The sequence below is a fragment of the Bacillus sp. FJAT-26390 genome (genome assembly GCF_001682865.1).
Lineage (GTDB): Bacteria > Bacillota > Bacilli > Paenibacillales > Paenibacillaceae > Pristimantibacillus.
This window is the reverse complement of record NZ_MAQX01000022.1, coordinates 896,055-912,273: the sequence shown is the minus strand read 5'-3', so window position 1 is coordinate 912,273 and position 16,219 is coordinate 896,055. Positions and strand designations below refer to the sequence as shown.

Annotated in this window: 11 protein-coding genes; 1 reads left to right on the top strand and 10 read right to left on the bottom strand. The window is 46.4% G+C overall.

Translation table 11 applies throughout. The features are described 5' to 3' along the window. Positions 1-89: 89 nt before the first annotated feature. The 4 genes from A7975_RS20695 to A7975_RS20680 form a co-directional block, all read right to left on the bottom strand. Complete coding sequence (locus A7975_RS20695; RefSeq protein ID WP_053375131.1) at positions 90-1,103, bottom strand: S-layer homology domain-containing protein; 1,014 nt, start codon at positions 1,101-1,103, stop codon at positions 90-92. 178 nt (positions 1,104-1,281) lie between these two features. Continuing rightward, positions 1,282-2,949, bottom strand: a complete 1,668-nt coding sequence (locus A7975_RS20690) for a helix-turn-helix domain-containing protein (protein ID WP_065386346.1) — start codon at positions 2,947-2,949, stop codon at positions 1,282-1,284. A gap of 20 nt (positions 2,950-2,969) precedes the next feature. Next, complete coding sequence (locus A7975_RS20685) at positions 2,970-4,328, bottom strand: ABC transporter substrate-binding protein (RefSeq protein ID WP_065386345.1); 1,359 nt, start codon at positions 4,326-4,328, stop codon at positions 2,970-2,972. Between the two features lie 164 nt (positions 4,329-4,492). Further along, a complete protein-coding gene (locus A7975_RS20680; protein ID WP_053375128.1) occupies positions 4,493-6,280 on the bottom strand; it encodes a sensor histidine kinase in 1,788 nt (595 codons plus the stop codon). 334 nt (positions 6,281-6,614) lie between these two features. Between A7975_RS20680 and A7975_RS20675 the strand changes: the two genes are divergently transcribed. Then, a complete protein-coding gene (locus tag A7975_RS20675; protein WP_176707773.1) occupies positions 6,615-8,648 on the top strand; it encodes a DUF5107 domain-containing protein in 2,034 nt (677 codons plus the stop codon). A 113-nt stretch (positions 8,649-8,761) separates the two neighbouring features. Here A7975_RS20675 and A7975_RS20670 read toward each other — a convergent pair whose 3' ends face one another. The 6 genes from A7975_RS20670 to A7975_RS20645 form a co-directional block, all read right to left on the bottom strand. Then, on the bottom strand, positions 8,762-9,565 hold the full coding sequence (locus A7975_RS20670; protein ID WP_065386343.1) for a response regulator transcription factor: 804 nt from the start codon (positions 9,563-9,565) through the stop codon (positions 8,762-8,764). After that, positions 9,562-11,442: a sensor histidine kinase gene (locus tag A7975_RS20665; protein ID WP_065386342.1), complete on the bottom strand. Its 1,881-nt coding sequence runs from the start codon at positions 11,440-11,442 to the stop codon at positions 9,562-9,564. The genes A7975_RS20670 and A7975_RS20665 overlap by 4 nt, the downstream gene beginning before the upstream one ends. Before the next feature lie 44 nt (positions 11,443-11,486). Then, entirely contained in the window at positions 11,487-12,317 is an 831-nt protein-coding gene (locus A7975_RS20660; protein ID WP_053375124.1) for a carbohydrate ABC transporter permease, read from the bottom strand. A 17-nt stretch (positions 12,318-12,334) separates the two neighbouring features. After that, positions 12,335-13,225, bottom strand: coding sequence for a carbohydrate ABC transporter permease (locus tag A7975_RS20655; RefSeq protein WP_053375123.1), 891 nt, complete (start codon positions 13,223-13,225; stop codon positions 12,335-12,337). Between the two features lie 97 nt (positions 13,226-13,322). Next, a complete protein-coding gene (locus A7975_RS20650; RefSeq protein ID WP_065386341.1) occupies positions 13,323-14,645 on the bottom strand; it encodes an extracellular solute-binding protein in 1,323 nt (440 codons plus the stop codon). Positions 14,646-14,946: 301 nt separating this feature from the next. Then, positions 14,947-16,182, bottom strand: a complete 1,236-nt coding sequence (locus A7975_RS20645; protein ID WP_065386340.1) for an aminopeptidase — start codon at positions 16,180-16,182, stop codon at positions 14,947-14,949. Positions 16,183-16,219: the final 37 nt, after the last annotated feature.

The following is a 16,219-nucleotide window of genomic DNA, read 5'->3' as shown; positions in this document are numbered from 1 at the left end:
AAAAACAAATGGACCCTGACCCTCTCTATATCTCTTTTTTTGCATCCCCCCTCCAAAAAATCAAAGAAGTCGTGATACAAAATGTATCATCAAACGCCTGACAGCAACCGTTTAATGACAACCGCAGACTCTGCTCTTGTAGTGAGCTTTTTAGGCGCGAAGGAGCTTGCCGTTCTTCCTTTCAACAAGCCAGAAGCCGTGGCAAAGCCGACCGATTTTTTAGCCCATTCGCTAATTTCCCCTTCGTCTTTGAACCCTTTTAAGCTGCCTGCTTTAAGGCTGTCTACCTTAACCCCCGCAGCATAAGCTTTGGCTCGCATCAGCATGACGCTCATTTCCTCCCGCGTAATGCTTTTGTCAGGCGCAAAGGCCACGCTTGTTACCCCATTGATAATGCCAGCGGCATAAGCGCTTTTGACCGTATCCTCATACCAAGAGCCTGCTTTCACATCTGCAAACGGGTTCTTTCCGCTGCCCTTCTTCAGTTCTAATGCCCTTGCGATCAACGCCGCGAACTGCGCCCTAGTCACGTTGCTGTTCGGAGCAAACCGCTCGTTATCGATGCCTTCGACGATGCTTTTATTGACCATTTGCATAATATCGTCTTTTGCCCAGTGCCCAACGATATCGCTGAACAGCTTCGTGAAATCGACAGATTCCGTCAGCGTAAAAGCTTGATCCTTGAGATCTCGGTCAATGATTTTCATCGATGTCCAATTCACCTTAGCGGTTCCCGGCTTTTTCGCTTTGAAGGTAATGGTGCTTATATCGATGTTCCCGGCTTCGCCCTTCACATTTCCGATCTTCGTGTGGGCAAACGTAATTTCATCGTTTTTGACAATGGGAGACACGGAAAAGCCTTTGAAGCTTGATTCTGCTTTTACGATCTCCAATTGTTCGGGATCAAACTTGAATTTCACTTCATACGCGTACAAATCCTTCATGTTATCTCCGCTAAGCTTGATGGTGAATTGTGCGTTCGCAGATTCCTTAGCCGATGAGCTCATCCCAAAATCCGATGCTTTCTCCGCGCTGGCCACCGTCATCATCAGCATGGTACAAATCGTACAGATCAACGTGTTCAGCAGTATTTTACGATACAATATGTATCCCTCCCCTTGGTTTTATTGACCCCTCTATCATACAAACCGTGGAAACGGATACAAATGATCTATTTTGTAGTAAAGTTGATTATTTTTGCATTGAACGCTAATTTTGCCCGAAAACGAAAAAAGAACCTCCCTAACCACGATGATGTGATTAGAAGGTTCTTATAGGCTGCTAGATATAGGAGGATACGAAAGAACGTTTGTCTTTCTCCTTCCGGTAGGCGACCGGGCTAAGTCCCGTTACTTTTTTGAAAATCCGGCTAAAATGCTCTGGGTTGACGTACCCTACCCTCTCCGCGACATCGTATATTTTCAAGCCGTTTTCTAACCCTTCCTTCGCTTTCTCTATCCTCAAATTCGTCAAATAAGAAATGAAGTTAATGCCGGTTTCTTTGGCGAATTGCTTGCTTAAATAGCTCTCGCTGACGCCGACCATTTCGCTAATATTGGATAGATGAATATCCTCGTCAAAATGATTTTCCAGAATCGCCTTTGCTTTGGCGACAACCGGGCTGAGCCAAGCAGCTGCGCATTGTACTTTGGGATGCAATTTATCATGAAGCTTCGTAACGAACAGCTCCACCCACTGAATGGTCTCGTCCCACGTCTCCAAATGGCGTACATGCTCCATCGGATGAGGAAACTGCTCATGAAACTTCTCCCAAGATACGCCATTCTGGTGCATCAGCGATCCCACTTCCCAGATCAGGTCGCTAAGCGCCGACTTGATGTCGTCGGGTGATGAGGGGAACCGCTGCCCCAGCCGCTCGAAGCCCTCCTGCAGCCGCTGCTTCCAGAGCGCTTGGTCAGCCTCCTTTAACGTTTGCAGCAGCTCCGACTTAAATGACATCCACTCTTCCTTCCAATCATCCGCCTCTATTCGAAAAGGCCGCTCCGCTTCTGGATACAACAAACGGTCATAACCATGATAGTAGCTTAGAATGGACAAGCGCTCCGCCTGCCTGAACAATCGGTTCCACTGCATCACGCCGCTTGCCACATCGCTGATCCCAATGGATAGATTAAGATTCAAAAACTGGCGCAGCCTGATTTTCACATCGGTTAATACGCTATGGGTCAGGCTGCGAATGGCTAACGTGCTGCACTGCTCAGGAAATGTGAAAAATAAAGTGTAATGGCGGTCATCATGGCGGCAAACGCGGCATATCCCTTCATTCCGGTCTGTATTTGTAACGGTACGTATCGTCTGCAAGACCATGCGATGGATATGCTCGAAGGGGATGACCTCCGACAATCGAATAAGCGCCACCTCTTGATTTTTCTCGCCCAAATGGTTTTTTACAAATTCCAAGTCCTGCTTCAATTGTTCATCTTGCCCGTAATCCGGCAGATTCGCGGCAGTCGACAAGGAAAGCCGGTGCAGGATCGAGCATACCCTTTCTTCTTCATCCTGAACGGGGGCTAGGGTAACCGCTGTTTTTTGCCGCCTATTTAATTCCGCTATCGTCTTGTGCAGAACAGGCGCGATATAAGCCTCGTCCAATTTTGCTTTGAGCATGTAATCGAAGGCGCCCAGCACGAATGAATCTCTCACATACCCGTAATCGCCATACGCGCTCAGCATGATGACAAGCGGCTCCCTGGCAAAAGAAGCATCACGAATCGCTTTAAGCAGCTCCACGCCGTTCATCCTCGGCATCTGAATATCGGCTAATACGATATCGATGTCCTGGCGTTCCCGAAGCAGCGATAACGCCTCTTCACCGTCCCCGGCCTCTCCTGCGATTTCAATATCCGTTGAAGTTAATGAAATGTATTCCCGTAGTGCAAGTCTAGCCAAAGGTTCGTCATCAATGATGAAGGCTTGGTATTTCGCCATTCTATTTCCCCCTTTTGATATCACTTGTCAAAATACAATGGAAAATGGATATTGTTGCTCTCGACGTATTCAACCGCCTTGCTCCAATTTTCATTCATTTCACTTACAATATCAGCCACGGATGCGCCTGCAAAAATTTGCTGCGCCATCTTTTTCTCGTCATACTGGGCAGCGTTTTTTATTTTCACGAATTGCTCATCCAGTCCTTGGTACATAAACGGATTAAAGGGATGCCGGTTATTCACCTTGTTGAAGAAGGGCAGATTAGCCGTTACGTCATTTAAGGTGGAAGAATTTTGCGAGTTGTTAATATATTGCTGGTAGACTTCGGGACTGAACATCCATTCCAGAAAAGCTATCGTTTCTTCCGTGTTTTTGGAGTTTTTGTTTATCGCCATATATTGGTCGGGCATAGTGACAGCTTGCAGCTTCTCTTTGGTCGTCGCTCTCCAAGGCAAAGCGAATGCATCAATATCCTCATCCGTATTCACCTTCGACATATGATCGGAATAATACCATTGCCCAAGTGCGATCATCGCTGCTTTGTCCGATTGGAACAATTGTGTCGCCTGATCGAATCCGATCGCAAGCGCGTCGTCTCCTGCAAGCTTATTTTCGGATATGGTCTTCAGCATATTCGCCGCTTTCTCGAAGGCTGAGCCTGCTCCGAACGGCCTTTTAATATTCGCGAGGTTAGCCAGATATTGCTCATCCTCCGTGAGTATAGGCGGGCCAAATTCGATAAACGGATAAAAGGTCCAATCGTCCTTCCCGCCGATCGCAATCGGTATATATTTGCCATGGGATTTGATTTTCTCAAGCACATTCATAAACTCGTCATAGGTCTGCGGCACCTCAACGCCTACCTCTTGAAAAATGCTAGGGTGGTAATAGACGTATTCCGAGAAGGACACAAGCGGCAAACCAAGGATATGGCCGTCGAGCACGGCTGGGTACCTGTTTCTCCCCGTTGCCTGCAATTCATCAAGGGACAGCAGCGAATCCTTATAAATCGTAAGATGGCCCGGCTTTAAGTAAAAAAGATCCGGCAAATCATTGGCCGCGAGGCGCACCTTCAAGTATTGTCCGCTGTTATCCGGAATCGTCTCCACTTCGACCGTTACATTGGGTTTAATAGCTGTATATGCCTTCACTTTTTCGGTCCAAAACGCAATATCCGTCTTCGATTCCCAAATGCCGAGTTTAATTTTGACAGGCTGATTTTTATTGGATGTTATGTTTGATTGTGAATCATTTGTTCCAAATGAATTAAACTTATTATTTATTTCGATCTTGTTGTAGCCGATGTAACCCGCAAGCAAGCTTATAAAGATTAGGCTAATCACTAAAGCGGAACCTACTCCTTTTCTCAATCTCATTCATTTATCTCCCTAGGATGCTTGGAATTGGCTAAGTATTGTTGGCGCTTTCAGCGTTATAAATCCCATCTTACATGGTAAGGAGATGCGGCGATATGACGTTTTTGGTTCTGACATGATCTTTTATGGCTCATATTCCACGCATTGCCCGGAACAAAGCCCGCTTATTTCCTTAAATTGATGTCGGCCATTTCCTCATCCGGCTCATTAATCAAGGGCAGCCTTATGATCACCTTCGTGCCATGCGGATAATTCGGTTCATACTGCAAACCGTACCGATCCCCATAGTGCAGCTGGATTCTTCTATGCACGTTTTTGTTGCCCATTCCGCTAAATGCATAGCTGGGCTCTTTATCCTGCGCCCGAGTCATTAGCTCCTCCGGCATGCCCGCTCCATTATCTGCGATTGTAATGATCAGATCACTTTCTTTCGCTTTGATGGATACATCGATCGTTCCAGGGTAATCCAATTCCTTCAAGCCATGAATGATGCTGTTCTCCAAAATGGGCTGCAGCAGCAGCTTGAGCAAGTAATGGCGGGCTATTCCGTCATCGATATCCCACTCGGTCTGGATCGATTTGCCGAATCGAATTTCCATAATGTATAAATAATGCTTTAAGTGGTCAACTTCCTCTTCTATCGTCGTAAGCAGGCCGCCGCGATTGAAGGAAGACGCCAATAAGCGCGTTAACGCATGCGTCATGTTGCGGATATTATCCGCCTTGCTGATTAAAGCCATATACTTGATCGAATTTAACGTATTGATTAGAAAATGAGGATTGATTTGAGACTGCAGGGCGGCAAATTCGGCTTTGCGCTTCTCGATCTCCTGCTGTTCGTGCTGGTCAATCAGCTCCTTAACCTGTTCCGTCATTAGATTAAAGGAATGGCCCAGCCGCACCATCTCCAAGCTGCCTGAACCGGTGTATCTCGCATTGAGATCGCCGCCGGTAACGCGGACCATTTGGCGGAGCAGCGCACTAATCGGCTCCGTGACATTTGATACGAGATAGAAGGAAACGAGCACAAACGCCACGATGATCAAAATCGCCAGAAACCATACAAACGAATTGACGCTTCTGTAATTTTCGAGCAAATCCTTGTACGGAAGCATCTGTACGATATACCAATTTGAATTATCGACCCTGGCATACGTAATTAATTTGCGGTTGTCCTCCGTATCATCGACGAAAGAGCCCTTCTCGTCTTGGCCGATTTTTGCTTTCCAATTATCCGAAATGATGCTGCCTCTATCCACGATCGTATTGGAGGCGATAATTTCGCCTTTTTCGCTTACAATGTGCAGAACGGATTCCGAATTGTCGCGGGATTGCAAAATACGGTCAAAAGCGCCGCTTTCAAACGTAAACAAGATCATCTCTAGCTTCGAAAAAGGGTTAGGATCGCTGGGAGAAAGGGCAGCCGCCATAATGTACGGATTATAATTGCCATACAGCATATTGGGCTGCATGCCCAAAAACCTTACAATGTTAGGCGTGCTCGCGGTATCGTGGTACCACTCTTGCTGGCGGAGCATCGCTTCGTCAGTCATCATGTTTTTTAAATAGGAGTAGGATTTGCCGTTATCAAAAAAGAAGTTGACCGAAAGGACGCGTCCCGATACGGACGCCGTGTACTTCTCGATCAGTATTTTCAGCTTGTTGCTGGCTAATTGTTTCTCTATGCCTTCCTTGTGATGGACGTCAAACACCGTTAATATGACATCCTGGTCGACCCCGATCGAAGCGAACAAACCCGCCATCCGATTGATTTCCTGACTAACGGAGTAAGCAACCGCCTGAGAGGTTTGCAAAGACCGCCCCGTATTTTGCTGAAGAATATCCCGCTCATAGATGTTCAAGATGACCGCGCAGATCAAGATGACCGGCACGATAACAACTAAAATAAAAAAAAGCCGGAGTATTGTGGACATGCGTAGATTTTTTTGCATATTGACTCCTTAAACAATATTTTCAGAGCCGCCTTGCGATTACAGCATTTGGAAATCGATATACTCTCGTTTCTATTCGACAAACTGCGATAAATCCCTCTCGCGAATGTGTTGGCTAGCTTTATCATAAATGACTAATCCCCTTTTTTATTTAGCCAGAAGCGAGAATAGTTGGACAATTCCGTTATAACGAACCGTTTGGCCGCCTTGTAAGCGGCACAGAACAAAATAAGACAGGTTTAGTTCAAAATAGTTCATTTCCTGTTGCGCACGCCCAAGGTAGAGTTACTGATGAACAACAGCGCAGACAACGAATACTGGGGGAATGTATAAATTGCGTGTATATCAATCATCGTTACGACTCGAGGGAGCAGAAGTTGGAGGGGAAAATCCGCTGCCTATGTTTCGAAACAGCCAGCATCATAGAGAAGTAGCGGATAACGGTACCCTCACGGAGGGGCATCGCATGAAGCTTGGTTACGAAACCGGAGAACGGTTTTTACCTTACCGGATGCAGGACCGTTATTCCAGAGAACGGAATGAGCTTTTAATCGAAACGATTATATTGGAAAATGATCAGCTGCAAGCGGTATTTTTGCCCCAGTATGGGGGTAGATTGTATGCGTTGATCGATAAAAAATCGAATCGCGATATTTTATATACGAATCCTGTTTTTCAACCCGCTAATTTAGCTATCTTGAATGCATGGTTCTCTGGGGGCATCGAGTGGAATATCGGCCAGCTCGGCCATACGTTTACGACCTGCTCACCCGTGCATGCCGCCATTCTCAAAGACCATAAGGGAGACGATTTCCTGCGGATTTACGATTATGAACGGACTAAAAATGTATTCTGGCATATTGATTTCCACCTGCCTGCCGGATCGGATAAGCTCCTTATTTATGTACGAATCGTCAATGACAACAACCGGGCCGTACCGATGTATTGGTGGACCAATATTGCCGTCGAGGAAACCGCCGGAGCCCGTGTTTTCTCAGCAACCGATGAAGTCATCTATATTGACCACAGCATAAAAGGGTTTGGCTTAGGCAAGCTGCCTCATCTGCCGACCGTTCCGGATAAAGATGTATCGTATCCGCTGAGCTTTCCGTTCTCGAATGAGTATTTTTTTCAAACGCCGGCTAACAACGAATATCCGTGGGAAGCCGTTGCCTACGAAGACGGCAGAATGTTCTACGAACGCTCGACCTCGCGGCTGCGCTATCGCAAAATGTTTTGCTGGGGCAATCACGCTGGCGGAAGGCGTTGGTGCGACTTCCTTGCAAATCCGGGCGAGGGCAATTATATCGAAATCCAAGGAGGCTTTGCGCCTACCCAGCTGCACGGACTCGATATGCCCGCCCATTCGGAATGGGATTTTACCCAAGCGATCGGCATGACCTGTATCGAGGCTGAGCTAACGCACCAGCAGGATTGGAATAAAGCAAAGTCGTATGTTCAGCAATGCGTCGACCGGCATATCGATGAAGAAGAAATGCTGGCGATTCATCACTCCCTTCGGACGCTAGCTGGCAAAAAACCTGAACATAAGCTGTTTCACGGCTCCGAATGGGGCGAGCTGGAAAGGCTTCGCAGGGAAAAGCTGGAGAATCGCCAAATTCCTCCCGGATTTCATTTCACCGTGAGACAGCAAGCCGGGAACAGCCCAAGCCGCGACTGGCAGGCGCTGCTGAATGATGGCCGTTTTCCAGAGCGCGGCGTTCATGAAATTCCAAGCGCCTGGATGGTGCAGGAGGAATGGCTTGACCTTCTTGAAGCGAGCCTGCAATCCGCGCGCAACCAATCTTGGAACGCTTATATGCATTTGGGAGTGATGCTGTATGAGAATGGCAAGGAAGCGGATGCGATTGCCGCATGGGAAACCTCCCTCCGCCTTCAGCCATCGGTCTGGGTATACCGAAATCTCGCTGAAGCGATGAATCGAAAAGGGTTGAGCGAACAAGCGCTGAGCTATTGGGAGCGCGCGTTCCAGCTTACACACTCCTTTCCTGACCAAGCGCTTGCTGAAGAATATTTGAACCTGCTTATAGGAATGGAGCGATACGCTGAGGCATGGCGTGTCTATCATAGCTTGCCGGATGCTTTCGCAAGCAGCGACCGCATTCGAATTATTGTCGGTGCCGCTGCTCTGGAGCTGGATGAGCTTGCGTTTGTGGAGCGCTTATTTCTTCAGGAGTTTGCTGTTATCCGAGAGGGAGAGACGCTCGTTATCGAGCTTTGGTACAAATACAAGGCCAAGAAGCTGGCAAAGGCAAGAAACGAGCCGTTAAGCGAGGCTCTTCTAGCGGAAGCCAAGGTGATGTTCCCGCCGCCTGCCAACATTGATTTTAGAATGATTGGAGAGTAGCGGAGCAGCAAAAAGAGGACTTGCGGTCGTTGATCGTCAGTCCTCTTTCCGTCAACGAACACCTCCACTGCGGCTAAACAAAAAAACCGCCCTTCTATAGGACGGCGAAAGTTTTATGAAGATGTGCGGTCCGTTTTCTGAGATTCGGACATTCGATATTCGGTTGGCGTTTCCTGGCATGATTTGCGGAACACTTGCGTGAAATGGCGCATATCGTTAAAACCGACCTGCACCGCGATATCTGATACTTTAAGATGGGTATCCCGCAGCAACGCTTTCGCTTTTTCCATTCGGAGCTGCGTAATGTATTCCTTGTAGCCCGCTCCTACCTTCTGTTTAAACAGTAAGCTGAAATAGGTGGGATTCAAATAAACGGCCGCCGCGACTTTGTCGAGCGACACATTCTCATGAAAATGTTCATGAATGTATTGAATGGCTGTGTCGATCATTCCGGTTGACGCTTTATCGGCATCATTAACGGGCGGAGTTGCCTTTAATGCCTTTTCTTCAAGCTCCATATGTTCACTCGCGGACCTTTTTTGTTGCTCCGTTTCCATTTCAGCGCGCAGCCGCGTAATTAGTGCTACCAGCTTTTGTTTGCCAATCGGCTTAAGAATATAGTCGGAAGCTCCTTGCCTGAGCGCTTCTTGCGCATAATAGAAATCGGCATGGGCCGAAATAATGATCCATTTTATGCGCTGATCCAATTCCTTGCCTGCCGCCAATAGCATTAATCCGTTCATCTTCGGCATCTTGATGTCTAATATAACGATATCAACCGGCGATTTGGAGAGGATGTCCAGCGCATCTTTCCCATTTCCAGCTACTAAGATCGAAGCCTCTGGAAAGGAGGAGAGAATCGTTCGCTTCACGCCGTCACATATCGGTTTCTCGTCATCAACGATCAGTACTCTCATGCACGCTCCTCCTCCAAATTAGCGGGTACGACTATCGTTACCTGCGTTCCTTCTCCGAAAGTGCTATGGATTTGAACGCCGTATGCAGGCCCATACCATAGCAAAAGCCGTCGATGCACGTTAGACAGCCCGATTCCTGTATCGGATTCGCGCTGCATATCTGTCGAGATTAAGTCTTCTGCTTGTCCCTTCGGAACTTCTTCAAGACTGCTTGTCGCCTTCCTCTCAAACGTGCGTTCCTTTTCCGATTTGGTATGAAGTGCGGTTAACAGCGCTGCGAGCTTTTCGGGCTCCATTCCCGCACCATTATCCTTAATATGAATATAGAGATTACCCGCATCAATGTGGGCCGTTATAAGAACAACCCCAGCCTCATTCGAATCCTTCTCGTCCAGTCCATGTACGATTGCGTTCTCAACAATGGGCTGTAAAATCATCTTCGGAAGCTTTATCGCATGCCATTTGGGATCAATCTCTATTTTGATTTCTAATCTATGGTTCATGCGGGTTTGACAAATAAGCGCATAGTTTCTAATTTGTTCAAGCTCTTCGAGCAGTGTCACGCTTGATGAATGCTCCCAGTTGCTGCTGTATCTAAATATTTCGGAAAGGGAAAGTACAACCTCGCTTAGGGTTTCTTCTTCCTTCTCCTCCAGCATCCAATAAATCATGTCCAACGTGTTATACAAAAAATGGGGATTCACTTGTGCTTGAAGCACCTGAAGCTGCACATTTTTCTCGCTTGCGGAAATTGCCCGAATACGTGCGATCAAACCATTAATCCGGTCGACCATTCGGTTAAACCGTTGTGCCATCTCCCTGATTTCTTCGAAGGACTTTACTTCCATCATACCATTAAAGTCGCCGCGTTCAACCTGCTTCATTTGGCGAATCATTTGGCTGATCGGCAAGGAAAATGATCTCGATACAAACAAGGCCAAAATAATGGATAAGAAGATCAGCAGCATAAAAATCATCAGAAGAAACTGCTTGGTTTGCTTGAGCTCGAAGGCAAGATCCGATTTTGGCGTTAGGCTTAGCAGCTGCAAATCCATGCTGTTCAGCATGCCATTAACGATTAAATACCGATCATTGTCTATGAGCTGGACGGGTTTATTATCATGAGCATCCGCGATCGCGCGAGCAGTCGTGGTTGCAAAATGATCCGGCTTATTATGGGCTAAAATAGCCTTCTCGCTGTTCAAAAGAAAGGATTCGCTATTGCTCGACAGCTCTAAATTTTTCATGATGTCATTCATCCCTTTAGGCTCCATCTCGACCAGCACGATTCCCATCGATTTCTGGTTGGTGAAATCCACGAGCTGGCTGCCAAAGGCGAATACGGATCTTTTCTCAATCTGATCAATGATTGAATTTTCCTTTACGCCAAGCCAAATTGGCTCGCCTTTGGAATGCTTGATCTGATAGTACCAAAGCGAATCCTTATAACCTACGTCAATGACCTGCGCGTTTCGGCTGCCATAGCTGTACACTTTTCCTGTATCCGTTATCACATAAATGCCAATGATGTCATCCCATGAATAAAAAATAGCGCCTAATGCGTTCGTTATCGAACGCTCTCTTATCGCTTGCAATGCAGGAATATCTTTTTGCTCACGCGCAGCATAGCTTTGAATCTCTGGACTGCTGACAATCGATTTCGCCAAGATCGAATAACCTTTCAGAAGCAGCTCCGCATGTCCGCTTGCTTGCGACATGCTCTTTAAGGCCACTTCCCCTACTTTGTCATTAACTTGCGCAGCAGAGCGCTGATAATACAGCATGGTCAATACAAGCATGAGGATAATGGAGCTTCCAACAAACAATAGAAATAAACGAACACCTAATCGATTAAACCATTGTTTGCCCCACCTCATGCTTTTATCTCCCCTGAATCTTTTTTTATGCGGGCCTGTATCGATTATCCCTTAACGGCTCCGGCAACCATGCCTGAAGTAATTTTGTCAGCAAGAAGGAAGTAAACGATCAGGACTGGAATAACGCCTAATATCAAGTATGCGCCAATAGCGCCGTAATTCGTCGTATATTTACCAACAAAGCTATAAATACCGAATGGCAAAGTTTTTAAATGGGCAGACGAAATAAAAGTTGCCGCCATAATGTATTCATTCCAAATGCTGATGAACGTAACGATCGATACGGTCATCAATGGCGGAATCGTAATCGGAAAAATGATGCTTGCAAAAATCCGGAAAATAGATGCTCCATCCATCGCCGCCGATTCCTCAAGCTCATGCGGGATGCCCTTATAAAATTCGGACAAAATAAAGACAGCCATCGGTACCGAAAATGCGATATAAGGCAAAATAAGCGAAATATGCGTATCCATAATGTGCAGCTTATTAAACAATACGACGAGCGGAATCAACGTCGCTTGCGTCGGAATCATAATGCCGATTAGAAAAATAAGCATCACAATTTTAGAGCCTCTCCATTTGAAACGTCCGATTGCGTAGGAAACCATGGCGCCAAGCACCAATGTGATCACCATCGATATTCCTGTCACAATAACGCTATTCCATAAATATTGCAAGTAGTGGCCGCTCACAAATGCATTGGAGTAGTTTTCCCACTTCATGATTTTTGGAAGAGCGAAGAAGCTGCTCGACAAAATTTCCTCATTGGTCTTAAATGAATACAATACCAGCCAAAGCAATGGATATACCTGTGTTAATATTAGAAGGGCCAAAAATGCCCGAACGATCGTTTTTTTGATTTTCACTTGTTTCATCCTCCTATTCCGCCATACTAAGATGCGGCATTCTCTGATCGTTTGAAGGCAAAATTAAGCAATATGGTTGCGACCAATCCTTCTGCGACCAAAAATACGGACATTGCGCTGCCGTAGCCATATTGGAAGGACATGAACGTTTTGTTATACATGAGAGTGGAAATCACTTCGGTCGAGTTGCCTGGCCCTCCGCCTGTCATAACCATAACAATATCAAAAGCATTAAGTGAACCGATGACTGCAAGTATAAGTGAAATTTTCAGAACGGGCGCCATTAACGGCAGCGTAATATAACGATCGGCTTTAAAGCCTTCTGCTCCATCGATTCGTGATGCTTCATATATTTCCTTGGAAATATTCTGTAGTCCCGTAAACTGGATCAGGACATGATAGCCTAGGTACTGCCATAAGGCGACGAAAAAGATCGCGTAAATCGCTATTTTAGGTTCTGCGAGCCATGTATGCGTCCAGCTCTCCAGCCCTACAGATATAAGAAGCTTATTCAGCATCCCGCCAAATTCAGCCGGGTTGTAAATCGAGCGCCATAGCTGCCCGATAACGACAACAGACAAAATAACCGGTAAAAAATAAATCGAAACCAACGTATTGGGTTTGCGAAGATAACGTGTGAGCAAAATGGCTACAAACAGCGCTACAGGAATTTCGCAAGCGGATATGAGTGCAAAGAGCAATCCGCGGTTAACCGCCGGCCAAAATAATGGATCTTTCGTGAGCATAGATACAAAGTTGTGAAGTCCTACATATTTTGCTGAGCTCATCCCATCCCATTGGAAGAACGAGTAGAACATCGAGATGACAATAGGTACGAACACCATCAACACATACAAAATCAGGCACGGCAGAACGAAGATCGCTAGTGTTGTTTTCGAAACTTTCAAAATATTCATTGTAATCCCTCCGTGTTGCCATAGGCTGCGTTGGCCTGGTTATTGAATAAAGGAAGGGAACCGTTTAGGCTCCCTTAGTTTGTTCTAAAATTGAAAATCAAGGATTGTTCATGTCAAAATTGCTTTTATGCTCGGCAGCGATATCCTCAGGCTTAACCTTCTGGATAAACATGCCTTGAAGCGCGTTCAAGTGATACTGCGTCGTGCTTGGATCAATCAAGTTGTCAAACGCGATCGTTCCGCCTTTTACCGTCTTGATAATATCGAGAACATCAATTGCTGCTTTCGAGTAACCGGCTTTAACGAAGTCACCGTCAACGATTTGCGCAAGACCTACTGCGCCTTTCATTTCGAACATCTTTTTCGGATAATTAGTCATGTAGTAAAGCAAAAATTGTTTGGATTCTTCCATATGCTTCGTGCTGGCAGAGATCACGTAACCTGAACCAGGCCCAAGCATAAACTCATTCGGATCGCCTTTGCCGTCTACCGTTGGGAACGGTTTCGCGACAACTTTGTCCTGAATATCAGATCCTTCAATAGAAGCGGTTACCCATGAGCCCATATAATACATTGCTGCTTTGCCGGTCAGGAACAAATTCTCGCCTTGCTCGTAGTCGAATGACGTAGCGCCTTCCTGGAACGCGCCTGCTTGGATCAGGTCTTGCATTTTTTCGATCGCTTTCACGAATGCCGGGTCATCAAACGACTTCTTCTTGTCGATAACATCCTGCAAGAAGCTAGGTCCGCCAAGGCGAAGAACGATATTCATAAACAAGAATGATCCTGTCCACGGCTCTTTCTCACCGATTGTCATCGGGATGATCCCTTTAGCTTTAAGCTGTTTGGAAGCTTCTACGATCTCTTCGAAAGTAGTCGGAATCGCGACACCCGCTTTTTCGAACAGCTCCGTGTTGTAGTACATGAGGCCAATATCGTTTGCCTCCGACAACCCGTACGTTTTACCATCAAACGTATAGTAATCGAGAATTCCTTTTTGGTAGGAGTCGCGCAAACCGTCTTTGTCTAAAATGTCGTCAAGCGGAGCAAGCTTGCCGCCATCTACATAAGGCTTCATCTGAGCGCCCGGATTTACTACGGTAACATCCGGCATGTCATTGGAAGCGGCTTGCGTTTTCAGCTTCAATTTTTGTTGGTCGCTGTTTAACGCATCAACATCGATTTTAATGTTTGGGTTAGCTTCTGTGTAATCCTTTACAATTTGACGAAGCGCTTTCAATTGAACGGAAGATTCATCGGCCGTATGAATTTGAAACTTTAGCGTGACCTCTTTTTTGGTGCTGCCCGCGTTCCCGTTAGTCGGGTTACTGCTCTCTTCCGTGGCTGCATTGTTGCCGCCGCAAGCTGCTAAGCTTACAGCTACTAATGCCATTACCATGACCAAAATCAATTTCTTCATCTTTTTATCCCCCAATTCTAAAATTTATAATGCGCTTTCCTATTTACAATTATCATGTAGTAAGGGCAGTAGACGTGATACGTTTTTTTTTGGTTTGATGTTAAATTTTTTTGGAATTGTTCCTTTTCATCGCAAATCAACGACTAAAGCATATAAGCAGGCTTGCATCAGCAACTATAATCTGGATAAATTGTACCTTAATAAACAAAAAAACCTCCACGGAGAGCACAAGAAACCATCACTGGTTATCTTGTGTTCTTAGTGAAGGAGTAAACAAGCCATTCCACTTATTTAATGACAGCTAAATCGCCCAGTTGCCATTACGGAAGATGGGTTCGCGCGTGCCGTCCTGCGTTATGCCGTCAATATTCATGTCGGGAGAGCCGATCATAAAATCTTCATGCGTAAGGCTGCGGTTTGCACCATGAGCGAGCAGCTCCTCAGGAGACATTTTCGTACCGCCAGCAAGGTTAACCGGATACGCCTGGCCTAGTGCAAGGTGACAGGAGGCATTCTCATCATATAAGGTATTAATAAAAACCACGTTGGAATTGGATATAGGCGAGTCATCAGGGACAAGCGCGATTTCACCCAAATGCCTTGCGCCTTCATCCGTGTTCAGCAAATTAGAGAGCGCCTCATAACCTTGCTCCGCCGAATAATCGATTACTTTGCCATCCTTGAAGGTCAAGGAGAAGCCGTTAATCACTTGACCATTGTAATTTAAAGGCTTCGTGCTGCGAACGACGCCATTCACGCCCTCTCTATGCGGCATTGTGAATACTTCTTCTGTCGGCATGTTCGGATTAAAAAATACCCCTTTGGCATTCGCTTTTGCTCCGCCCAGCCAAATATGGCCTTCCGGCAGGTCTACGGTCAAGCTTGTGCCTGGCGCTTCATATTGCAATTGCTTGTAACGTTTGCCGTTAAGCAGCTCAACCATTTGGAGAAGCTTCGCGTTATGAGCTTTCCACGCTTTAACCGGATCTTCCAACCCGATGCGCGTAGCATCCACAATCCGCTCCCACAGCTTCTGGACCGCTTCTTCCGTCGATACATCCGGAAATACTTTGGATGCCCATTCCGGCGTGGCATACGAGATAAGTGTCCATGCATTGGTATGGTTCATCAAAGAGCCGCGGTAGCCGCTCATCGCAGTAGATGCCGTCTTAGTCGCAGTCGCAACGCGTGCCGGGTCCACATCGTTCAGAAGGTCGGGGTTCGGGGAATAAACCGTAATAAACGCCGCGCCCTTGTCTACGAAATCCTCCCACGCCTTGGCACGCCACATCGGGTATTCCGAGAAGGCTTCCTCTGGCGCTTGCTTGTATTTAATGCGGGAAAGCTCCTCATCGTTATATTCCACGTGTACGTTTTTGGCACCGGCTTCATAAGCCTTAGAGGCAATGAGCCGAACCAGCGGAGCCGCGGTAATCGGAGCCATAACGACAACCGTCTGCCCTTGCTGCACGTTGACGCCAACCTGAACAGCCAGCGCTGCGTAATTTTCTAATTGCTGATATGTAGGATATGTCATAGTCATTTTACCTCCAATAGTTTTATAAATGAACTTA